This is a genomic window from Acetobacter malorum, from assembly GCF_002153605.1.
In the GTDB taxonomy this organism is placed as follows: Bacteria; Pseudomonadota; Alphaproteobacteria; order Acetobacterales; family Acetobacteraceae; genus Acetobacter; species Acetobacter malorum_A.
Genome location: NZ_JOPG01000020.1, coordinates 48,825 through 70,914, shown reverse-complemented (window position 1 = coordinate 70,914; position 22,090 = coordinate 48,825). Strand labels below are relative to the sequence as shown.

The following is a 22,090-nucleotide window of genomic DNA, read 5'->3' as shown; positions in this document are numbered from 1 at the left end:
TTCGCTATCAAACCAGAATTTGAAATGTCACGAACTGATCCGTTGCGCGGATCTGCTCACTCACCACCCGCGCCAGTTGCCGGTCTGTCAGGCCTGCGGCCGGAGCCGTGATGCCGACCACGGACCCCAGCTCAATCCCCCATGCGAGATCCTGCGGGACAGCAACGGCCCAGAGGCGGCGCTGGGTGCCCCACAGAGCACCATGGCGCTGCGCGACGAGTGCCGCATCTGCCTGACTGGCCAGCGCCGTCGTGATCAGTGCCGGATCGTTGGGCACGCGCCAGTGCGATTTGATCTGAGCCGACCACCAGACGGCGGCCCGGTCTGCTACGGCCACAATGGCCTGCCGGTCTGCCGGGGCCTGCGGGTGCAGCCCGGAACCGGTAGCCTGCACGGTAAAATTGTGCTGCCAGCCGATACGCCACCGCCACGTTGGCGGGTCCAGTGAGCTGTCCAGCGTGGCGGCGGAAATATCCGTGATCAGATCCGCATTGAGTTCTGCCGCCGGGATCTCAGACGGGTCTGGCGCGGTCAGCAGGATGGGCAGCAGTGTGCCGGTGCGGGTGGGCACCAGCGTAATGCACAGGCCGGACAGAAGAGTGGTAGCGGCCTGCTGGCCGGTCACGCTGTCTGAGCCATCCCAGTACCAGCCACCAGCCCAGGGCGCGAGGCTGGATGTGGCTGGCCAGCCTGCGTCAATATACTCCGCAGGCATCACCAGATCCTCCAGCAGCATCTGCCGCAGGATATCCAGCACATTGGCCGGGGCCGCTCCGGAACGAAACGCGCCCACAGCATCCACCGTTATCCCGTAGACAGGCTTGGTTCCGAGCCGAAGCCATGTGCCCGCCGTGCCGGATTGCACTGTGTAGGTGCCCGGTGCGGGGCTGTCCGCATAGATATCTGCCACGGTTCCGGCAAAGGTAATGCCGCCCGGATAGCCGCCCTCATACAGCATGCTGACAGAGGCCGGGCCGTCCGAAATCTGATAGACATAGTTGACGCTATCAATCAGGATCGGCGTGATATTGCAGACAGACCCACGCATGCGGGGCATGGATTTGCCCCCCACGTTGCTGTCCCCATCCAGCCGGCCAGTGCCGCCGTAGACTGAAACCGGCATGGTGCCATCCAGCCAGTAGGTGGCGTCAAGAAGGTCTATTTCCACCGATGTGCGGTCGGGTCGCCAGCTTTTGCCCAGTCCTGCAATCACAGGCCGCAGGCTGCTGCCGGGCGGGTCACGCCAGATCCGGCGCACACCATCCCACTGTTTGGCCGTGGTGCTGATCCGCACCGGGAGGTGATCATTGATGCGCGTGGTCAAAATGCTGTCCATCGCCCCGCCGGGATTAGCCAGTGTGATAGACCCTGCCGTGTGAGAGCCGCCCATAGCATCCGCTGTCAGGGTCAGGCCGCGGTCCAGCGCAAAGGCATCTGTCACGTACGGGGGATAAGGATTGCCCTCATCATCCACGTAGCCCACGTCTGAGTATCGGATTGTATCGACACTCTCCAGCGCATGCGTGTTGCGCTGGAGCGTGCCATGTGCCCGCGTGCCGTGCCCGTGGGTGGCAGCAGGCGAGCCAGAGGCAGGCTGGATGATGTCCAGCTCCACCGTTCTGATATTGACCATTACGCTACCTTTTTTCCGCCACCCTGGCTGCTGACACTGAGAGACCGCGCAAACTGCTTGAGCTCAGCGGTAATTGCGCCCTGCATATCCTGCACGGCCTGCTGCACTTTTGTGATTGCATCCACCTGTCCGGCAGCGATTTGCTTTGCCAGATTTGCAGTCAGCGCATCCGTGCCCGCATTGCCAAGGCTTTGCAGTTTTTTGAGTTGATCTTGATAAGCGCTCGAATAATCTACACCGGACCCTAGCCACTGCTTGTCCAGAGAGAGTGCAGTTTGTGACTCTGACTGCAAGCGCGACAGAGCATCGTAATCTCCCCCGATAGCAGCCTGATAATCTGTATTAAAATTATCATTGGCCAGCTTGTATTGATCCTCTACCGACAACGGAGAGGCATCAGATACACCCAGCCCCTGCACGTAACTGGAGAGGCTCGAAAATACGCTGGCGACCGACGATTGCGCCTGAGACTGGTATTCAGCATCAGCAGCTTTCGCTTTGTCCGCATACGTCTGCTGGATTTCCAGACGCTCAGCTGCCAGCGTTTTATCAAGATCTGCCATTTGCGTGGCGTAGTCCTGATTACTGGCGTACGTATCCCCTAAGTAGCTTTCCCAGTTATCTTGCAGTTGCTGGACCTGTTGCGCTGCCGATACGTCAAAGTTAGCAAGATCTGCTCCCTCCTGGTCGCCCGTAGCGGCCAGATAACGGGCATTAACCGACTGATCTGCCTGAGAGAGAGACAGGTTTTCCCGCTCTATGGTGCGGGCCGCCAGCTCATTTCCCTTATCCAGCAGAGCCTGAGCATCCAGACCATAGGATTCCGCTACTGTTGCGGCATCCTGATACTTCTTTTTGAGGTCTGAGACCTGGTCCATCAGGCTTTGAGAGCCTGCCGCCGTGACATCCAGCAGACCCGGCATAGTAGTGCCCACAAATGTCTTGATTGCATCAAACTTGCTCTCAAGATCACTGGTGCTCAGGTCTTTGCCATCCAACGTGCTGAGCGCCGTGGCCATATCACCAGTATAACCGGTAAAATGATCCACCGTGAGATGGCTGCTATCGTCAAACTTGCCGACAGCAACACCCATTGCGTCCAGCGTATCAGACAGAGATTTTAAACTCTGGATATCTGATGTGTAGCTGCTGACACTGTCAAACGAGGACGGCATCAGCTGCTGCAACGCCAGCTGCATGTTGGCATCTGAGCTGCTCAGATGCACGTCCGGCAGCAGATCCTCAATAGAGGTGCTGCTGCGCTTGCTGCCTTTGTGGTAATGCCCGACAGCACCGATCGTGCTATCATCCGCAACAGTAACGCCCGTCTGCCCCAGCACGGTATTGATGGTATCAATATCTGACTGGAGACCGGCAGTAACGTCATTATCAGCATGCTTTACCCGCGTGCCGCCAATGCCAAGCTCACCATTTGTGCCGATAAGGTCTGAGTAGGCATAGTGGCTCTTGCTAAACAGCCCCCCAATCAGACCACCGAGGCCACCCCCAGCGAGGCCACCCACCAAGGTGCCCACGCCGGGGATGAACGACCCGGCCAACGCACCGACCGCAGATCCTAACCCGCTGCCGAGTGTGCCATATGTGCCGCCACCGATCTGACTGGTCAGGCCACCGATTGCCAGACCACCACCAATGCCCCCCAGAGCGCTGCCAACTGTGGATGACCCCAGCAATTTGGTGCTGAGGAAACCCGATAGCAGGCTACTGCCAGCAGCCGACCCGTTTAGCCCGGCTCCATAGGTACCACCGCCAAAACTCTCCAGCCCCTCAAGGCTCTCTGTGTTGGCTGTGGGGGAGGACAGAGCATTTTTGTAGTTGAGCGCCTGACCAACGCTCATGCCCGATCCAGAAAAAGCACTCTCAACCGTGGCTTCTGCAGATCCGGTATCCTTGGATACACTACCAGACAGCATACCCGTGATGTCTGACATTGTGGTGCGGGACTGACCATCTATGCTGTTGAGCATAGGATTGATCAGAGCAAACTTGGCCAGCATGCTGACCACCTGCGTCTCCACCCCCTGCATGGCGCTTTTAAACGACATGCCGGACGATGTGCCCTGCAGGAATCCCTGCGTGATGCCGTCCGTCAGCTGCTCGGTCATGTTTTCCAGCGAGCCAGTCAGGTCAGAGAGCGTCTGTTCCTGATGCTGATACGCTGCTGTAGCGTCTGACACAGCATCCACGCTGGCCAGATAGGACTGCGCGGATTCCTTATTGAGATCCACCCCTTGCTGCGTGAGTTGCTGCTCAGTCTGCATGCGAGTGATCAGTTTGGCGCGGGCATCTGCATTCTGACCAATCGTGGCCGTTTCCGTTTGCAGGACCGCAATCTGATTATCATTGGCGGTGGTCTGCTGGCGGAGCTGCATCTCATGCTGTGCGTCAGACAGGCTATCCAGCGCTTTCGTGCGACTGGCGACCGCAGCAGTAAACTGAGGCGTGTTTTCCTGAAATGACCCCAGAGCATCCACGTAAGCCTGAGCATAATGCGTGGCATGCTCGACTGAACCGCCAGCCTGCTCATAGGCCGCATTAACCTGTTCCTGAGCAGAAACCTGCTGAGAAATTGCAGCAGTTCCGGCCTGCCACTCATTACTGAGCGTTTTCTGGGCACGAGCCTGAGCAGTCAGAACAGTGGCAGCAGAGGCATGCTGCCCATTGAGTGTGAGCTGTGCCTGGTCAACCTGCTGCGCAACCCCCACCATCTGGCGCTGATAACCCGTCAGGCCGGCAGCACTTGCCGCCGCCTGATCCTGACCATGCGCCATCTGCTGGAGCGGGTCACGGGTATTGGCTATGGCGGCGCGGGTGGCATCCAGCTGATGCTGCGCAACTTCCATTTTCTGGGACCACTGCTCATCAGTGATAGCGCCAGCCTGCTTTTCTTTGTTCAGGCTATCAATGGCAGTTTGAGCGCTTTGCAGATCCCGCTGGTATGATGCCAACTGGCCTGCGGTTCCGGTGTCTCCCTTACCAACAACATCATCGACCTGCTGATCCATGACAGCAGTTGCGTGCTGCCCATAAGAGCGGCCCTCTGTGGTGCTGGCCACATAATTCATTGTTTCCGCAGGGATGGCGTTTGCGTCAGCCCCTTTAGAAAGCCATTTGTCTACATTGCCCGCCCCCCAGTTATAGGCCATGGCGACCAGCGTTTCGTCCCCATCATATTTTTCGTAATACGATTTGAGGAGCTTAGCCCCGGCGCTGACGTTGCCATGCAAATCTGTGAGGTCATATCCGGCCGCGTTGCCAGGCATGACCTGCATTGCGCCGGTGGCACCAGCGCCAGAGGTAACAAGACGACCGTCTTTATATTGCCCCGTAGCACTCTCCGCAGGCTGGAGCACATGCATCAATGACGTTTGATCACTGGTCAGGCTCTGCTCTTTGGCAACCTGATCAATCATCGCCTGGGCAGAGCGGGCGCCGTCCGCATTGCTCTGGTGCGAGACACTGGCAGAGCCTCCACCCGATGCCGGGTTGTTCGGCAAGCTAAATGTAGGATCTGCCGTATTGCCCTGCTGCATAAGGCGCGTCAGGGCCGCAGGCGTGAACGCCTCCACGGCTGTTTCCAGCTTGTCATGCAACCATGAGGCAACAGATCCGCCGGCACTCTCAACACTGGATGCAACGCTGGACAGTTCATCCGGCAGCTTTTGCAGGAGCGCCACAAGATCCGTCAGGTCTTTGACAGTCTCGGTCGCCATGCCCGTGATGGCGTTGCCGGCATGCGTGGCCATATAGACGACCGCATCACCAGCAGGTCCGGCCTCTTTACGCAGATCCTCCAGCGCCTGCTGGAACGGCGTCAGGGCAGCATCATGTGCGCCCTTAAAGCTGGATTCCAGCGTGCTGAGGACGGTGCTGAGCGCGCCGGCACGGTCCCCCATCTGCTGCATGTGCTGCACAGAGAGCACGAGGCCCGCGTCAAAGCCCTGCAGGCCTTCGTCCGCAAACTGCTTTGCCGCGCTGGCCGGGTCACGCAGGGCGGCAGCCATGGTTTTGGCAGCATCGGGCACGGTGATGCCCATGACGGCGGACAGATCCCGAGCGTCGGTTGTCAGACGGTCTATATCCGTGCGGTCAACAGTGGGGACCGCCACGATGGTCTGCGTTACGGTGCGGCTGTCAGACAGTGATAGGTCACTATTCTGGCTCAGGCCTCGCGCAGCCTGCTCAGCCGTTGCAGCCATATCCGCATAATCAGCGCGGGTGGCCCGCAGGTGCTGGCTCAGCTGGGCAAGCTGCTCCTCTTCCTGCTCTGCATACGCGCCCATTTTATACAGGGCGAGGCCCGCCGTTGCTGCACCCACAGCGAGGCCACCAGGGCCGGCCATAAATGCCGAGACGCGGGAGATTGCAGCACCCACGCCACCCATGACCTGGACAGCATTGGGCCCCTCATAGATCAGCGCCTGTAACGGACTACCGCCCGCGACAACCATGTCGATAAATTTATGCGCTTCATCGACGAGGATGCCGATTTCATACCCTTCCAGCTTGGCCAGACGGGTAGCGTTTTGGGTGGCCGTGCTGTTTGTGTTCTGGGCACGGGATGCCAGCTCTGCTGCCTGCTCCAGTTCTACGTAGCGCGCCATAATAGCGTGCTCAGCACTGGCAAAACCGGTGGCGCTGACAATGCCGGCCTCATACTGGACGCGCAGCTCTTTGAGTGCCGTCTGCTGCGCCTCATACGCCGCAGACAATTTGGCTGATGCCGCATCAGCATCGCCCTCAGCCTCAACAATCTGGGTGATTTCCTGAGGGCTGGTTACGGCATTGATGCGCGCCAGCCCCACAGATGCCGCTGTGGTATCGACCTTTGCCGCCTGGTTACCGATGACACGATTTGCATCAGACTGGGACAGGGTGCCATCTGCCACCGCAGACAGAGCCGTGTCCTGCATGCTTTGCAGCTTGCCAAACTCAGTCAGCGTCCTGTTGATCTGCCGGCTAACGGCATCACCCGAGCGCCCAAATGACCGGATGACAGACTGGGACATCTGATCCCACGCCAGGGCGCCAGCATCGGCAGCCTTCTGGACGGATTCCGTGATACCGGTGACGCTATCCCGTATACCAGATGCGGTATTTTTTGCTGCGTCAGATGTATCAGTCAGGTCGCTCTGGACAGCATCCAGCTCTTTGGTGACATTCTCTACACCCAGACCGCCCCCATCCAGGCGCATCCCATCCTGCAGATCATCCACGCCCTTTTTGACGCCGGTTACGGCACGCTCAACTGTTGCGGCGTCTTCCGCAATACTCTCTGTGCCATCACGCCAGGCATTGACCATGCGGCCCGTGGCATCCACCACAGTGGTGGCTCCGGACGTGGCAGACTCACGCACGGTCTGCATGCCTTTATCCATGGCATCAGACAGACCTGTGGCAGCCCCTTGCCCACGGTCAGCTGCATCAGTCACACGGTCGATATTTTCCACGGCAGTGGCAGCGCCTTGAGCCGTATTATCCTCAACCTCAATCTGGTTGATGATCCGGTTTACCTCTGTCACCGTTGCCATTGCGTGTCACCTTCCGTCAGGACGAGGGCTGGGTAGGTCATTTTCTGACCAGCAGACCTGTCTGCGCGCCTTGTTTTGCGGGCCTTATGTTTGCGGGCCCATTTTTTGGATTTCTTGTCGTAAGTCAGGCCGCTGGCCACACCCTGCGTCTTAAGCACGTAAGGGAGTGACCCGCCGCGTGCGTCCTGCCCGGATGTGAGGCGGATATATTCCACCCCGGCAGTAATGGCCGGCACCTGACGCTGGATTGCGGCACGGGCTGCTTCAACTATGCCGGGCGGCACACTGGTACGCTGGCCGCCAACCTCAATCTTGCGGGAGTATGGCATAGTGTTGACCACTTCCACGCGGGAGCCGGGCGGAATGGCAGCAATCTGGCGGGTCCAGAGCGCACCGTCTACACGCACGACCCAGCCTTCCCGATATGCGCCGCTTCGCACAGGGGAATGCGCGCGGCACCAGTCCAGTGCAGACTGAGCCGCCTGCGCGATGTACGAAAAAATATAGGTGATGCGCCCATTTTGCAGCGCAACAGCCTCTTCCGGACGGTTGGCATGACCATCCGTCCTGGTCTGATAGACTGCCGAGGCTCTGCCGGATTTGATTTCCGCATCCCGCAGCTCCCGGCATTTATCAGCAACCCGCGCACGGATTTCCGGTGATGTCATGGCGCGTGTTGTCATGATGGAGATCTGCTGACGCAGAGCCATACCTGCCGCCGAGCGCGCCATGTGCCTACTTTCGGAATATTCTTGTCTGGGTTTGGGTGTTTTGCTCTGCTTTCAGAGCACGCCAGTGCTGGTCCATGGCCTTGACACAGTGTATGACAAAATCACGCTCTGCGCTGTTAAGGTTATGCGCCTCGCACCACTGGTGCAGGGCTGTCCAGCGTATCGGAGCGGGCAGGGACAGGCCCAGTATCGGGCCAAGGCCACCACCCACAATCAGCAGTTCGTAACCACGCTCACCAGCCAGATCCTGCCAGCATCGCCAAGGGGTCAGACACCACGGCAGGACAGCAACGTATCGGGCCTGAGCATCTATGGCCTTGTGGTCATATTCCGGGATAGGCCTGCCGTTGTATTGCGCAACGATGGGGCCGTCCCGAACAAGCCAGGTGAGCGCGTCTGTTAGTTTTTTGCGGCGTCATCCTTCTGGGCCTGCTGAACCAGACCGACGCTGCGAGCCGCGCTATAGGCAAGGGAGAGCAGCCCCTGATTGGCCCGCTCAGGCAGCATGGCGCAAAACGCATCGAAGGTGACTGCATTTCCGTCATCATCCTCCAGAGCATCCACGCCGATCAGGCAGCATTCCACGAGTGCCGTGGCCATGTTTTTGTCTTCATAGGACGGTGGCAGATTATCCGGTGAGACAGGCAGATCACCCGGCTTCAGCGCGGCATTGATTTCCGCGGCCGCCTGACGTTTGAGAGCAAACATGCGGTCGTAATAGGCATCCGTCAGACCACGGGTGGTAATGCCAAATTTCTGGCCAGCAGGCCCGACCTCGACACGGATACCGTTATCCATTGCGGACTGGTCTCGGGTAAAGAGAGAGAGTTTTGCCATGATAAACCTACGGTTTCAGGGGCAGACCCCTGAGAAAAATGAAAGAAGAAATTCAGGAGCCAGAAGCGAGACGGAAAATTGCGAAAGTATCTCCAAACGGCATGGGATTACCCTCGATATCCAGTTTCAGCTCATACGTTTTGTTGACAGAGTCCGTCTGGAGCTGGGGGTTACGCAAAGCAGCATTCAGGAAGACAAATTCGTAACCGTTTCCGATGCTGTCAACAGTTGTAATCGTTACTGGACCCTGAGTCCCTGCCAGCGCGGCCTGATACTGATCCCATGTGCGGAAATAGAGGCTGATTGAACCGGTAGCCTGCAACTGACCTAACTCAGCTCCGCACCCATCCGCATGGCCATTTCCATAATCGACCTTGGAGCCACTGCGCGCCAGTGTGATTGAGGCACTCGTGACACAACCAGCCGGCACAACGCCCAGCAGGCTCACACCCAGGAAATTATCAACTGTGTTGTGCACATTGCCTGTAGGCGCTGCAATAATTCCGGATGAGATATCAGTATCGCTCAGGATCTCGTTAGCGGGGATAACGTCAATTTCAACTTGTGCAAACTGGCCCTGTGTAAACGTAAACTGCACCTGATTGATCAGAGACCCCGGATACATCAAATATTTACCAAGGATTTTCTTGCGGATTGTATACGTCTTATCAATATTTCCGTTTACAATTCCAGCCAGCTTAACATAGCAACCATCCCCCAGAGACTTGCCATCTACGCTGGCAAAAGTTCCGGGACTAAACTCCAATCCTGAATTATTGTTAATATATACAGCGATTATGTCAAAGTTATTGGATGGATCGAAAATATGCACACATCCTGACTTAGGCCAGCTCGCAAAACCACCATAGGCCAGGACGTCACGCCCACCATGGAATTGGCTTTTTGACGCATAAGAGACATTAACAGGAGGCGTCCCTTTTGAGTTTGCCGTCACAATCTGACCTATGGACCAGTCTGCCCCCAGAATACCCGCGAGGAAATCGTCATAGGTAATCGTGGACAGCGCGCCTGAAATGCGGCCAGACGCAGCAACCTGCGTAACTACAGACTGGCTCACCTCTTTGATCGTATTGATTTCGGACGGGCGGGCGGTAGTCTCCGTGCGTGAGAGCGTCTCTGCGGTAAAGCGACCTTGCTGGTAATTGCCAGTCGGCGGTGTTTTGTAGGTTGCCTCCAGCGCCCAGTCCAGCACTGTATCATTAGTTTGCGCGCCGGCAGAAATGCCAGCGGTGGCTCCGGTAAAGGCCATAATTTACCTCATGAGATCAAAAAAAAGGCCGCCAGAAGGCGACCTGTTTACAGAGAAGAAAAGAGAGGGAGATTAGCTGGCTGTGCCGCCGGAAGAGACTGTACTGCTGCCGCTGACCGTACCGCCGGACGAGATGCCAGAGGAACCAGGTAAGTTGCCGATACTTACCGCGCTGGAAGAAGACGCAGCAGATGTTGACGGCACGATAGGCTCCACAGGAGCAGAGACGGGCTGCTCATTTGCAGGCATCAGGCCAAACTGAGCATTAGGCATGTAGGCCTGCATGGCGAGGCACATATTGGCAGCATCTGTCACCATGCTGGCAAATGAGGCACCATCCGGTGCAAACGGCTGATCCAGACTAGTACGCAAGAGGACTGCATAGGATTTTCCGACCTCTTCCGCTGCTGGCGGACGATAATCGGGTAACCCTGCTACCTCACGATAGGGAGAGACCGCGTAACGCAGGCCGGGCGGCACGGATGCACCCACCAAAGCAAGAGCTGCGCTGGTGCTTTCAGCCTCAATGGCAGCACCCACAATGTTATACTGGCCGGAGCCAGCGGCGGTTTCATGCAATACCTGATATTTCATGGAGATTGTTGTCCTGCGTAACCGTCCTGATAACGGTAATTGATTGCGAGGCCGAGCACGTACCAGTTCCCCTCCTGATCCAGATCAGGAGGGGATGCCTGTTGCGTGTCGTAATAGAGTCCGTCCGCCCATTTACCGGGCGGGTCCCCGTTGCGGCGGAAAGCGTTGCTCATGGCCTTACGCCAGGGCAAAGCCTTTGCCGTGCTGGCGCTGCCTTTGGGCACCATCAGGTGCAACCAGATCTGGCCGGTTTCCTGGTCGATCTGGAGGCTATCCATATTCTGCCCCTGACCGATTTCCATTGGTTCAGCGAGGCCACTGGATGTTTCGACAATCCAGTAAGGCTTATCCTGCTGGATATCCCGGTTTTGCTGGAGCGGGTCAAAGACCGCCTGCCCAAGCTGCTGCCCCACATACTGAGCGCGGGCAAAGGCATCCTCCCAGACCTGCGGAGAGGTCATCACGAACCTCCTTTGGCACTGAGAGACCAGCCGGACAGGTATGAGCCGTCATAGACCGGCACGGCATCCGTCACCGTGTATCTGCGCCCGCCATCCCGGAGCCAGTCACCACTGGCAGGGGTATAGCTGGCGGCAGCAGTTTCATCTGCCGTGATCTGGACCGCAAACGGCGCGACAGACACACTATCCTCCAGCACGATAGCCTGTGGCGGTGGCGCGTAGGCCATGACAGTGATGCTGGCCGATTCATCCGGACGCAAAAGCTGCATAGGACGGCCCTTGCGGTTGATCTGCCGTCGGCGGCGGTCTGTGCGGTAACTCACCGCACGCCACCAGCGCGGTATGAGGCAAGCCTGTCTACCGCAGCCTGAGGCAAGCCACCGGACCCTGCCACCGTTGCAGCCCAGCTGGATGACCCGGTTCCCTGCTCGCTTTCGGAGCGGAGCAGGGGGTCTCTGTCAGCAGCGTGCCATGCTGCTTTAGCTGCCAGCAGGACTGCGGCAGAAATTCCACGTGGGAGAGTGCCTTCCTGCGGTAATCCGTCGCCACCCCTCGCTGGAGGCGTGTAGCCAGCCTGATAGGTCACGACATATCGCCCCGGAGACCAGAGCGCCGGACCTGTGGCAGGCGGGTAGACAATGCCGGAGCCTGCCATGAGATCCAGATCACCAATCTGATCAGGCGTGAGCGCCCCACCATGATGCGACACAAAAGCCATGATCTTTGTAACCGGATAGATGCCCAGCATGATGCTGAGCCGCTGCTCATCAGGCCGGATCTCAATCACATCACGCCAGACACCATTCAGGATAGGCCTGCCGATGTAGTCCAGCACGAGACTGGAGGCATCCAGTAGGAGGCCATCCAGCCTGTCATCCTGACTATCATCTGTGATACCGAGATCCACCTTGAGACTATCCCGCAGCGCAAGCGCCACCGGCTGAGCCGGAGCGCTGACGGAGATTGTCCGCATGGTCAGTATCTCCTTCCGGATTAGCCGCCCGCAGCGGGGGCATCAATGCCGGAAAAATCGCCATTAATCAGGGCTTCCGGGCGGTAAACCGCCAGTGCCAGGCGCTCTTCTGCCAAGATCGTGACCATGTTCTTCACAAAGTTGTCCCGGTCTTCCGTGGAGATTGAGACTGTGGCGTCTTCCCGGTCAAAGATCTGCGCCGCAAGGCTAAATGCACCGGTCATGAATTTACCCTGTGCCATTGCGAGGCTTTCCGCGACAGGAAGCCCCCAAAGGACTGGCCCCGTCAGACCCAGAGGATTGGCAAAGACATAACGCAGCTGGGCATCTTTGGTCAGTTCAATGCTGGCCCAGTCGGTCGGGTTCAGGATGTGACCAGTTGCAGGATATTCTGCCAGAGTAGTCTGCAGCATGGCGAGGCGGAGACGGTCAATCATGGTCTCATTTTTAATGGCGACACCAGCAGGCTGGGCATATTTTACGGACTGCGCCATGAGCCCCTTGATTGTAACCCCTGAGCCATCACCGTTCAGCAGGGCATCGTCTTCTTTCAGCCCCAGACCGATGCGCAGCCGCCCATCAATGTAGCTCTGGAGCATGGGAGCATCTGCCAGGATCTGCTTGGACGCCATGATGAAATGGGCGACCGTACGGACCGGCAGACTTTCCAGACTGAATGTGATGTCAGACTGAGGCTTGGGCGCCCCAGGATTTTCAGCCACGAAATCAGCATTGTTGGTAAAACCAGTTTCCCGGACGTAATCAATGGCGCCGGATGCTGTACTGCCAGGCATCAGCAGATTACGGATTACCAGCTTGCGGGTAGGCTGCTGGATGATCTGCGGCTGGCGATCTGCCACGACAAGGCCCGTAGTGCCGGATGTGCCGGTAGAACTTGCAGAGGTAATATTCTTAACCTCCACCTGCACAGTGCCTTTCCAGTTGGAACTACGCGCCATGGCAGCCTTAACCTCATCAGCCGCAACAACGCGCTGCCCAATAGACTGGCTGGCCTGGTCATGCTGGCCACCACCACGAGCGCCTTTCTGCTCCATTTCCGTCACGCGAGCTGACAGCTCATTCATTTCGGTCAGGGCTTTGTCAGCACTGGCTTTGGTTTCCCGGCTTACTTCACCAATGTTCTTCAGTTCCGTTCGTGAGGTCTCTGCAAATTTCTTGACCTCATCCGTAGCAGTCTTGAGTTCGGCAACGGCGGCTTTGTATTCGGCTTCTGTGGACATAGATTTTTCCCATAAAAAAAGCCGCCCAGATGGCGGCAGTGGTGCGGAAAAGAAGAGCGGGTCAGGAGAGGCTTAAGCCATCCCAACCGGGCGGTAGGAGGCTGTTTTTTGCCTCCGCAGGACCGCCGGAAACTGATCTGATTGTTGCCAGGACGCCCCGTAGATCATCAGGCATCTTGAAGGAGGCTGCAGAAATGGCGGCCTTCATACCTTCCGGCATACGGCTGCCTGTCAGAGCCTCATAGGCGTCCTGCAGGTGCATCAGGAGCTGCTGACGCTCATCTGCAGTCGGGGCATCGTTGCCTTGCAGGGACGCATGAAAGATCTTGAGTGCATCCTCCAGGGCAGACTGGGCTGCCGTGGCGTTCATGGTGGCTTTCATCTCCCGGACGCCTGAGCGCTTCAGCTCAGCGACACGGGCCAGCGCGTTGCTGGGGTCATCCACAAGGCTGACTTCAAACAGGTTGGCCTGCTTGATCTGGCGCTTCGGTCCGCCGGGCTCGCTCATTTTGGATGATCCGCCGTCCGGCACACTGTAACCAATGGACAGGCCGCCCAGCGCACCATCTTTCACACGCTGATAGAGCAGCTGCCCGGCATCCGTGTTGACGCCAGAGATCTTCCCCTTAACGCGCAGACCTTTTCCATCTTCCTGCACATCATTCCAGACACCTGCCGGGACACCGTCTCCGCCAAAAATCCCGTGCATGACGTGCATGGGCAGCGTCCGCCCCTGAGATTTACGCTCGGCAATGGATTTAGCGAAGGCACCCGGCAGGATGACATCCCCGTGGGAATCCACGTTGCCAAAAACAGAGCCGTAGCCCTCAACAACGCCCTCAGCTCCGGCAGCGCCAGCGGCTGCCTTGAACTCAAACGGGACAGCGCAAACTTCCACGCCCTCAATCATCGTCATCTCCTATCGCGCCGCCTTGCTGCGGCTTTGCTGGCGGTGTGGGTGGAGCATTCACCGGGGTAACGGATGGCTGGACCGCGACCACGCCAACATCATCCAGATTGATCATTTGCGCCTGGACGGTGAGCTTATCGGCCCCCGGAATGGGCGGCAGACCTTCTTTTTCGCGGACTTCATTGCGGGTTTTGATCCCGTTCTGCACCTGCGTAGCCTCAAGCTGGGCACGCGCCTGACTATCGGCCCGCAGCAATGCATCCACGTTATGCTTTGGGAAATACGAGGTCTTTTCAGCCGGAAGCAGGAGGCAGCGGATGATGGCCTGCTCTATACGCACCAGCCACGGCTGGAGCGTGTAGGTGAGAAACCACAGGTTCATCTGCTCAAGGCCAGACCCCCATGCTGTGGATTTCTCCATGCGCCCGATCATAACTGGCGCGACACCAAACCAGCGACAGATTGTCTCCACATTGAAGCCCCGCGTTTGCAGGAGCTGCATGTCTTCCGGGTTTAGACCGATACTCTCAACCGTCCATCCACCCTCAAGCAGTGGAGTTTTGCCAGCGTTCAGAGCGCCTCGGTAGTTATTCAGGATTTCTTGCGCACGGCCTGCCTGCTCATCATTCAGCCAGTCAGGACTTTTGATGTATGTCTGGCTGAGTAATCCGTTTTTCCACATGGACCCAGCCGCATCTTCCGCCGCCATGGCAGCGCCGAGCTGCTGCCGTCCGGCAGAGATAGGCGATATCCCCATCATGCCGTCCAGGCAAAATCCCTTGATGTGCAGGATCTCGCCCTCATCCAGCGTGAGAGAAGCGCCCTGATAACTGTAGGTATAGACTAAACTGCCAGTGTCCGGGTCGCGCCGGACTGACATGCGATCAGGGCGCAGAGGGTTGAGGGCAATGACAGCGCCATTCCCGCGCCGGATCACCTGGGCAAACGCATTGCCCCACAGCATCAAGCTGCCGACTACGGCAGACCAGAACTCCACTGCCGTCATGTCCGCATTGGGAGACGAATACAGGATGCGGTAGAGCGGATGGTCACGCGCGAGGAGCGAGGTATCATCACCCTGCCGCTGGTAGAGCTTGAGCGGCATGGACGCGATGGTGTCCGAGATCAGCCGGACGCAGGCCCAGACGGTATCCAGCTGCATGGCAGTATCGACCGTGACCAGCTTGCCGCTGACCGTTGGACCGCCAGCCAGGAACGTGCCCAGCCGCAGGTCTGTCAGGGACACCCCCGTGACTGTGAGGGTCATGGCATCGACTGCTTTATACAGCCAGCCTTTGACCCTGTTCCTGATTTTCATGCTGATAGGATTCCTCTGCGCATAAAGCTACTCATGGTAGTTTTTGCCTGTGGGTTTTTGCTCATGAGCACCACTGCATTGAGCAGAGACATGAGCGGATCGATTTTGAGATAACCAGCCGCCTGCTTGGTGATGATGATGGCGTTGCCTCGCGCCTCCACCTTTGCGTTGCTGACTGCCCAGGCCATGATTGGCTGCCCGCAATGCAGCAGGCTACCGTCGGACAATTTTCTTTCTGCTGTCTTGATGGCGCCAGACAGCGTCCAGCCCTGCGCCACACCGACCACGCGGGGGCCATCAATGCCACGCTCTGCCAGAGCATCGACAATCAGGCCCACGCCCTGCGGATCAAGGCCGACCATGGCAAGTTTTCCAGACTTGTTTACCCCGCCAAGCGTGTCGGACAGGTGCTCAATATCCATGCCGGGCTCATTGCAAACAACAAGATCTCCCTGCTTACTAAAGTCCTCCAGTTGCGAGGCCTCGCGCTTGCGGATTTGCAAGACGCCTTCCCATACCCAGCTTCTCGACCAGTGGAGCCACTCTGAGGTGACGCTATCTCGACCAAGGATTGTCAGGGACAGCAAGTCATCTCGGCCGCCACCGTCAATCCCGGCCACGATCACGTCTGACCGAGTGATAATTTCATCCACCGTCAGGTCTGGATCGGCTTGCTGTTCCCAATAGTCTGCGCCAGCCCAGCGGTCATTTCTGAGAGCAAGGCCAATTTCCACGTTGAGGTGCTGAGAGGCCCAGCGGATTAGCTCTTCAAGGCTATCGGCTTTCGCTTTGGCATAGTCCTGCACAAGGCGCTCGACAGTAATAGACCGCCCAGCATTCGGCAGGACCATGTGCCAGCAGGCTGGATCTTCCCACGCCGCAGGTTCACCCGGCAGAGTTGACGGCTTTTGGAGATCTTCCGGCAGTTCATAAATGATTGGCAGCGTATGACCTTGCACAAGGCCATCCCGAATGGAGCGGGCCTGCGCCAAGTCTGCCTTAAAGACACCACGCGGCGGCTTTTCGCTTTGCGTGGTGATGATCAGCAGGAATGCCTCTGGCTGGCTGATCATACCACCACGTATCTGCCCCATGACGCGGCTTGCATCCGATTTTTCGGCGATAACGTGCTCTTCATCAACCAGAATGCCAGAAGGCTTCACGCCTGTCATGACGTCCGGAGAGAACGTCTTAATCTGGAGCGTTGCCTTTGTTGGCAGATAGGTGATTGTCTTTTTATGTTCCTGAATATGAAACCGTCGTCTTAGCCCCTTATCAAGATCTATCATTCCAGCAGATTGGTCGAACGCGAGCTGAGCAATTTCCTTTGTTGGCGCGACATCCAGAAATTCAGCGCGAGGCCGGTCATTAATCAGCACTGATGTGAGCATCAGCCCCGCGCCGAGCGTAGTTTTTGCGTTTTTTTTCGGGACCAGCAGGAATAGCTCACGGATTAACCGTTGCCGTGTTTCCGGGTCGAAAGACCCATGAAGAGCAAAGACAATTTCCCGGAACCATTCTCCAGCAGCATCTGCCATCAGGGGAGTGCCGACTACATCTGGGATACGCAGACGGTCAAAGATTCTGACTGCCAGAGCACCGCGCTCAACATTCAGATCCGGCAGTGACGGCATAAGGGATCGACCGGACCTGATGCGCTCCCGCCAGTCTCGGCAACTCAGATCCCATGCCATCAATGCACTCCGTTTTTACGCCCCAGCTCTTTTGCCTGAGCTTTTGGGGATAGGACCGTGTCCCAGTCATCGGCCATGCTGGTTTGCCCGTCACCTTCAGCTTCTTTTGGCGCCAGCCTGGCATGGACAAACGGCGCCGCTTCCTGCGCTGCTTTGTATCGAATATCGAACGGTGCCTCTCCGTCTCTGAAAACGGCCTTGAAAAATTCAAGAGGCGTAAGACGAGAGGTATCTTCGATTTGAGGGCCGGCATATTCGGGCGGCACTTCTTTTTTGGGCCGGCCAGCACCGTCGCGGGCACCGCCACGAGCCATGATATCTCTCCTTTGATTATTTGATTATTTTTCAAACAACAGAAAAAATCTGCGCGTGAGACTGGCGCGGTTAGGGTGCCTGAAGCCGCCAGACTTTTACCTACCCCCACCCCTCGTCAGGGTCAGGCCGCCTGATTTGACCAAAAATCTATGAAAAATGGCGGAAATCAGACATTTTTCCCGTATCTCTCGGCCATTCTGTGCGCCCTGACGCGGGTAGTTTTCTTTGTGTGGCAGGAACCACACAGCAACCGGACGTTGGCCGGGTCCAACTTAGCGCCACCGTCCTTGATCTCATGGACGTGGTCACCAAAGAGACGGACACCCTCGCGGCCACACTCCTGACACTGGCAGCCACGGACAGCCGTAATCTGGCGCACGAGAGAGCGCCATGCCGGAGACAGGTAGAAGGGGTCAGCCTTTTTCGGCGGAGGCCGAGCTATGCGGGTGTCGATTGTTGCAACGCTGGGAGCGATGCATTTGAGGCGTGGTGCCATTGCAGCTCTCCGGGCAATAAAAAAGGCCGCGCACCCCGTAGGCTGCACGACCCCTAATCATGACGCTCAAAACACTGCATTTTGGGAAGTTTGGGAAGTAAAAAATGCAGTCAGGCGTAATTTTTTTTCGTGATGGCACTGAGACCCGCAGAAAACCAGCCTTTTGCCGTGTGGTGGCTAATACCCATCTGATCACCAATTTGCCGCCAGCTGTAGCGGTGACGGCGCGATATCGGGTTGATCATCATCCAGAGCAGCACGACGCGGCGGTGATTCTCAGCAGGGATGCCAGCTACCCAGTTGAGCGCCTCATCCATCCGGCTGATCTTGGCGGCTGACGGGATGGGAGGCCGGACAATTTCATCTCCCGTGATGGAGAGCAGGTCATCCAGATCCATCAGCGTGTCACGCCAGGCAGAGACACGGGTTGACGGCATCAGGCCACGAGCGGGCAGGGATGCCAGCGTGACGCCAGCCTCAAACAATCGCGCCTCAGCATCTGCCACGATCTCGGCAGCAGTTTCCGGGCGCGGCTTCATGCGGCAGCCTTGGCGGCATAATCAGCCAGTGCGGGCTGCGGGCCTGCACCACCAGCACGGACCCATTCACGCGTTGCCTCTTCCCAGTCGCGCTCTGCCACCTGCTGGGCAAACGTTTTGGGCTGCTCAGGGATCACGCCTGCTGCAATGGCTGCACAGACTGCCTTGCCAAAATAGCCCATGTGCGGGGCAGGCTTGCCCTTGCTCCGCTGCCGCTCAGCAATGCGGGAGACCTCAGCCACCACAACGCGCTCAATCTCATCCGGCGTCATGCCCTTACCCAGACCATCCGCTGCCCACTGGCGCGCTGCTGACCAGTTTTGCAGGTCACGGGCAGGATCAAACCCGGCAGCATCAAACGCCTTGGGGCCGATACGGTTAAACACCGCATCAATCTCAGCAGCAGATGGCGCGACTAGCTTAGCTTTATGATAACTATCGTTATCAGCTTTAGCTTTAGCTATGGGCGCGTGGGTTTTGCATTCGGTCACTGATTTCCCTCCCTTGATAGCCATTGGCGGCAGATTGCGTTGCGCCGGGTCTGTGCGCTCGGTAACGCGGTTTTTTGGCGGCCTTCCGCCCTTTGCGCCGTTGAGACGGTTTGCGAGAGTGCGGCGGCTGGGCTGCTGATCTGGCCCATATGAGAGCGTTTGCGTGGCGTCATCCCATGCAAGCAACTGGGTTACGCAATGGGTTTCCAAATGGGTTTTTAATTCGGTTTCCGACATGCCAAACCGAATGCGCGCCACATCAGCCAGAGACGGCGCACGCCCGAAACCGAACGTGACAGAGCCATCCGTGCCGATTTCGCGGATCAGGTTCATCAGGAAAACCCAAATGCCGATAGCCTCAAACCCGAGCGCCTGCAGGCGGATATCACTGACCGCGTCCAGAATTGCTTTTTCGATGCTCTTACGTGCCATGATCAAAACGCCTTGAGTCTGTAGCCACCATCCAGCGGCTCTAAAATTCCACGGAGCACCAGATGCTCCAGTGCGTGCGCCAGGTCTCGCTGATCTGCCGACAGGAGGCGGCTCAGCTCATCTGCCTGCACTGCACCGCCAGAGCGCGGGTGCCGCAGCTCCGGCATGACATCGCCAATGTCAGTCAACTGGAGCCATGCAGCGCGTGCCGCCAACGGCAAAAGCACCCAGCGACGGTCTGCCATCACTGAGCGCGCGTGCTTGCCAAATCTTTGCCGTGGGGCCGCCATTATCCACCACCCTCTGCCACAGCCCATGCAGGGCTGAGTGCATCCTCATCCACATCCCGAAACCATGTGGTGTAGTTTGTAAATTGCAGGCGGCAGGTGCCTTCTGGCCCTTGCCGATTTTTGGGGATCAGCACATCAGCCTTGCCCTCAGCAGCATGCACACGCTGCACAAGTTCACTCTGCCGGTTGGCAAAATCTTCTGCACTTTCACGGTCTTTGCGCGTCAGGCCTGCATCGGCCTGCTTCTTGAGATAGTAATGCTCACGGTGCAGCAACAGGATAACGTCCGCATCCTGCTCCAGCGCGCCGGCGTCACGCAGATCCGACATCATGGGGCGCTTGTCTTCGCGCCGCTCTGTCTCACGGTTGAGCTGCGCCAGGACAACCATGGGCACCTGCAATTCCGTCGCCAGTTGCTTGAGCTGGCCGGAAATTTTGGTGATGCGCTCATAGCTGCGCTGGTCCTCATACGTTGAGCCCGCAGACATGAGGCCAACATAATCCAGCACGATCAGATCCAGCCCTTTGCGAGACCGCTTCATGCGGCGGGCACGGGAGCGCAGCTTTGCGACCGTAATGCGTGATTGCGTGTCGATTTCCAGCGATAGCTTGGCGGCGGCGCGCTCACCTTGCGCCAGGTCACGCCATTGCCAGTCTGACAGCACTTCCCGCGTGCCGTCAGCCTCTTCCGGCACATCATACCGGCGGCCCGTAAATACGGCCTGTGTGGACAGATTTGCCCATGCAGCGCCAGCACGCGCACCGAGCTGCGGCGCGGTCATTTCGCCACTCCAAAACAGGACACTACTGCCAGCGGCAGCAGAACGGACCGCAATGCCAAGACCGAGCGAGGTTTTGCCCATGGCAGGCCGCGCACCAAGCAAATACATGCTGGACGGCATCAGGCCGCCCGTCATGCGGTCCAGAGCGCGATAGCCCCACGATGCTCCAGCCAGACCATTGCCACGCTTGGCGGCGGCTATGGCGGCCTCACGCGCCTGCTGCATTGAGTCCATCAGACTGGTTGTCGGCTGGGCCTCATCCGTGCCGCGCGCCAGTTCCAGCAGGCCGTTTTCCAGCGCATCTACAATATCAGGCGCTTTCTCATCCCCAGGACGACAGCAGCGGTCCAGAACCTCAGAGCAGGCTTTATACAGGCAGCGCCGCACCCATGCATCCCGGATAGAGCGGGCATAGGATGGCGCGGCAGGCACACCCATGTTTGAGGAGAGCAGGGACGCCAGCACTTCCGGCGCGGCCTGCCTGCCGAGCAGCGCATCCCCCAGCAGGTGCGGCATGACGGTGGCGAGATTAGCCTCTGACCCTGCATTGATAACATTGCGGCAGATTTCAAAAATCCTGCCATACAGCCCGTTATAAAAATGCTCAGGCTCTACAATTTCATCAACGGCATGATAGGCCTTGTTATTGACCAGAATTGAGCCGAGCAGATACTGCTCCGCATCCACATTTGCAGGAGGTTGACGCAGGGCATCTCCAAACATTCCACCATCAGCCATTTGCTTCTACCTTTTTCAGGCGGAAACGCCGCACAGGCAGCCCAAAACCGAGAATGGACAGCACAGGGTTAAACCCGCGCAGGCCGTTCTGAATGTTGCTGAGGTGGGATTCATGGATGCCGAAAACCTGCGCTGCCTTACGCTGAGTTTCCTGCTCCCTGATAAAGTTATTCAGTTTTTCTTGCACGTCCTGCGGGGTGGCAAGCTTGGTTGCATCACTCGCAAGCGGGTAGCGCAAGACCATAGCAAGACCAAGAGCCGCCACAACTTCCGGGCTGAAACCCCGCAGGTTTTGCGTATCCCGCACGGCTTGCACAGAGATGTTATGCTGGCGGGCAAAACCTGCTGCTCCACCAGAAATGCGAATAGCGCGGTTCATGATCCCGCAGAATTTTGTGCAGTCAATTAGCTTTTCAGACATTTTCATCATCCCCGCTTACAACGCCACACCTGAGACATGCCGCTGGAGACGCGGATCTGCTCGGTCATATCCGGCCGGATAGCAGCAGACTGGCGCAGATCCCGGTCATTCCGGGGGCGAGAGGCGATGATATGGCGGCCCGGCAGTGCCGGCTGGCCAAAGCTCCGCACGGAGACCGCAAGGCGTGGTTTTGAAAAGTTATTCATTTTTTCTTGCTTTTGTCTGCGTTGATCTGGAGCTGCTTGCGGCGCGCATAGACTGACCGCTCAGAGAGACCGAGCCTGCGAGCCTGCCGCTTGATGCTTAATCCGCACCGGTCAAAGCGCCGGAGATTTGCGTCCATGGTGTGATTCCATTCGATTGCCGCACGCG

At 57.8% G+C, this 22,090-nt stretch carries 23 protein-coding genes; 1 reads left to right on the top strand and 22 read right to left on the bottom strand.

The window, feature by feature from the left end; all coding sequences use genetic code 11:
- Window positions 1-7: 7 nt before the first annotated feature.
- Genes HK23_RS09600 through HK23_RS09590 form a run of 3 tightly spaced genes read right to left on the bottom strand, consistent with a single transcriptional unit; the run spans window position 8 to window position 7,916 of the window.
- Window positions 8-1,633: a hypothetical protein gene (locus HK23_RS09600; RefSeq protein WP_086653783.1), complete on the bottom strand. Its 1,626-nt coding sequence runs from the start codon at window positions 1,631-1,633 to the stop codon at window positions 8-10.
- On the bottom strand, window positions 1,633-7,185 hold the full coding sequence (locus HK23_RS09595) for a transglycosylase SLT domain-containing protein (protein ID WP_086653782.1): 5,553 nt from the start codon (window positions 7,183-7,185) through the stop codon (window positions 1,633-1,635). Before HK23_RS09595 ends, HK23_RS09600 begins: the two co-directional genes overlap by 1 nt.
- A complete protein-coding gene (locus HK23_RS09590; protein WP_086653781.1) occupies window positions 7,173-7,916 on the bottom strand; it encodes a hypothetical protein in 744 nt (247 codons plus the stop codon). Before HK23_RS09590 ends, HK23_RS09595 begins: the two co-directional genes overlap by 13 nt.
- Window positions 7,917-7,956: 40 nt before the next feature.
- Between HK23_RS09590 and HK23_RS09585 the strand changes: the two genes are divergently transcribed.
- Entirely contained in the window at window positions 7,957-8,319 is a 363-nt protein-coding gene (locus HK23_RS09585) for a hypothetical protein (RefSeq protein ID WP_179193865.1), read from the top strand.
- Here the strand turns inward: HK23_RS09585 and HK23_RS09580 are convergent.
- The 19 genes from HK23_RS09580 to HK23_RS14560 form a co-directional block, all read right to left on the bottom strand.
- Window positions 8,316-8,753, bottom strand: a complete 438-nt coding sequence (locus HK23_RS09580) for a hypothetical protein (protein WP_143217538.1) — start codon at window positions 8,751-8,753, stop codon at window positions 8,316-8,318. The two genes, HK23_RS09585 and HK23_RS09580, sit on opposite strands and share 4 nt — an antisense overlap.
- A 52-nt stretch (window positions 8,754-8,805) precedes the next feature.
- Entirely contained in the window at window positions 8,806-10,023 is a 1,218-nt protein-coding gene (locus HK23_RS09575; protein ID WP_086653778.1) for a phage tail tube protein, read from the bottom strand.
- Between the two features lie 72 nt (window positions 10,024-10,095).
- The gene (locus HK23_RS09570; RefSeq protein ID WP_086653777.1) at window positions 10,096-10,617 is read right to left on the bottom strand and encodes a hypothetical protein; all 522 of its coding nucleotides are present in this window, start codon (window positions 10,615-10,617) and stop codon (window positions 10,096-10,098) included.
- Entirely contained in the window at window positions 10,614-11,078 is a 465-nt protein-coding gene (locus HK23_RS09565; protein WP_086653776.1) for a hypothetical protein, read from the bottom strand. Before HK23_RS09565 ends, HK23_RS09570 begins: the two co-directional genes overlap by 4 nt.
- Entirely contained in the window at window positions 11,078-11,401 is a 324-nt protein-coding gene (locus HK23_RS09560) for a hypothetical protein (RefSeq protein ID WP_086653775.1), read from the bottom strand. Before HK23_RS09560 ends, HK23_RS09565 begins: the two co-directional genes overlap by 1 nt.
- Window positions 11,398-12,051 (bottom strand): phage head-tail connector protein, encoded by a 654-nt coding sequence (locus HK23_RS09555; RefSeq protein WP_086653774.1) that lies wholly within the window; start codon window positions 12,049-12,051, stop codon window positions 11,398-11,400. The genes HK23_RS09560 and HK23_RS09555 overlap by 4 nt, the downstream gene beginning before the upstream one ends.
- 20 nt (window positions 12,052-12,071) lie before the next feature.
- Entirely contained in the window at window positions 12,072-13,292 is a 1,221-nt protein-coding gene (locus tag HK23_RS09550; RefSeq protein WP_086653773.1) for a phage major capsid protein, read from the bottom strand.
- Window positions 13,293-13,353: 61 nt separating this feature from the next.
- A complete protein-coding gene (locus tag HK23_RS09545; protein WP_256940141.1) occupies window positions 13,354-14,208 on the bottom strand; it encodes an HK97 family phage prohead protease in 855 nt (284 codons plus the stop codon).
- Window positions 14,195-15,520 (bottom strand): phage portal protein, encoded by a 1,326-nt coding sequence (locus HK23_RS09540; RefSeq protein WP_086653772.1) that lies wholly within the window; start codon window positions 15,518-15,520, stop codon window positions 14,195-14,197. The genes HK23_RS09545 and HK23_RS09540 overlap by 14 nt, the downstream gene beginning before the upstream one ends.
- Window positions 15,517-17,154 (bottom strand): terminase large subunit, encoded by a 1,638-nt coding sequence (locus HK23_RS09535; RefSeq protein WP_218777704.1) that lies wholly within the window; start codon window positions 17,152-17,154, stop codon window positions 15,517-15,519. Before HK23_RS09535 ends, HK23_RS09540 begins: the two co-directional genes overlap by 4 nt.
- A gap of 59 nt (window positions 17,155-17,213) precedes the next feature.
- Complete coding sequence (locus HK23_RS09530; protein WP_086653770.1) at window positions 17,214-17,528, bottom strand: hypothetical protein; 315 nt, start codon at window positions 17,526-17,528, stop codon at window positions 17,214-17,216.
- 167 nt (window positions 17,529-17,695) lie between these two features.
- Window positions 17,696-18,025 (bottom strand): HNH endonuclease signature motif containing protein, encoded by a 330-nt coding sequence (locus HK23_RS09525; RefSeq protein ID WP_086653804.1) that lies wholly within the window; start codon window positions 18,023-18,025, stop codon window positions 17,696-17,698.
- A 110-nt stretch (window positions 18,026-18,135) separates the two neighbouring features.
- Window positions 18,136-18,564 (bottom strand): DUF6362 family protein, encoded by a 429-nt coding sequence (locus tag HK23_RS09520; protein ID WP_086653769.1) that lies wholly within the window; start codon window positions 18,562-18,564, stop codon window positions 18,136-18,138.
- The gene (locus tag HK23_RS09515) at window positions 18,561-19,487 is read right to left on the bottom strand and encodes a hypothetical protein (RefSeq protein ID WP_086653768.1); all 927 of its coding nucleotides are present in this window, start codon (window positions 19,485-19,487) and stop codon (window positions 18,561-18,563) included. Before HK23_RS09515 ends, HK23_RS09520 begins: the two co-directional genes overlap by 4 nt.
- A 2-nt stretch (window positions 19,488-19,489) precedes the next feature.
- Window positions 19,490-19,777: a hypothetical protein gene (locus HK23_RS09510; protein WP_086653767.1), complete on the bottom strand. Its 288-nt coding sequence runs from the start codon at window positions 19,775-19,777 to the stop codon at window positions 19,490-19,492.
- Window positions 19,777-21,297, bottom strand: a complete 1,521-nt coding sequence (locus HK23_RS09505) for a replicative DNA helicase (protein WP_086653766.1) — start codon at window positions 21,295-21,297, stop codon at window positions 19,777-19,779. The genes HK23_RS09510 and HK23_RS09505 overlap by 1 nt, the downstream gene beginning before the upstream one ends.
- Window positions 21,290-21,718, bottom strand: a complete 429-nt coding sequence (locus tag HK23_RS09500) for a hypothetical protein (RefSeq protein ID WP_143217537.1) — start codon at window positions 21,716-21,718, stop codon at window positions 21,290-21,292. Before HK23_RS09500 ends, HK23_RS09505 begins: the two co-directional genes overlap by 8 nt.
- A 5-nt stretch (window positions 21,719-21,723) precedes the next feature.
- The gene (locus HK23_RS09495; protein WP_086653764.1) at window positions 21,724-21,924 is read right to left on the bottom strand and encodes a hypothetical protein; all 201 of its coding nucleotides are present in this window, start codon (window positions 21,922-21,924) and stop codon (window positions 21,724-21,726) included.
- The gene (locus HK23_RS14560) at window positions 21,921-22,061 is read right to left on the bottom strand and encodes a hypothetical protein (protein ID WP_179193864.1); all 141 of its coding nucleotides are present in this window, start codon (window positions 22,059-22,061) and stop codon (window positions 21,921-21,923) included. The genes HK23_RS09495 and HK23_RS14560 overlap by 4 nt, the downstream gene beginning before the upstream one ends.
- Between the last annotated feature and the right edge of the window lie 29 nt (window positions 22,062-22,090).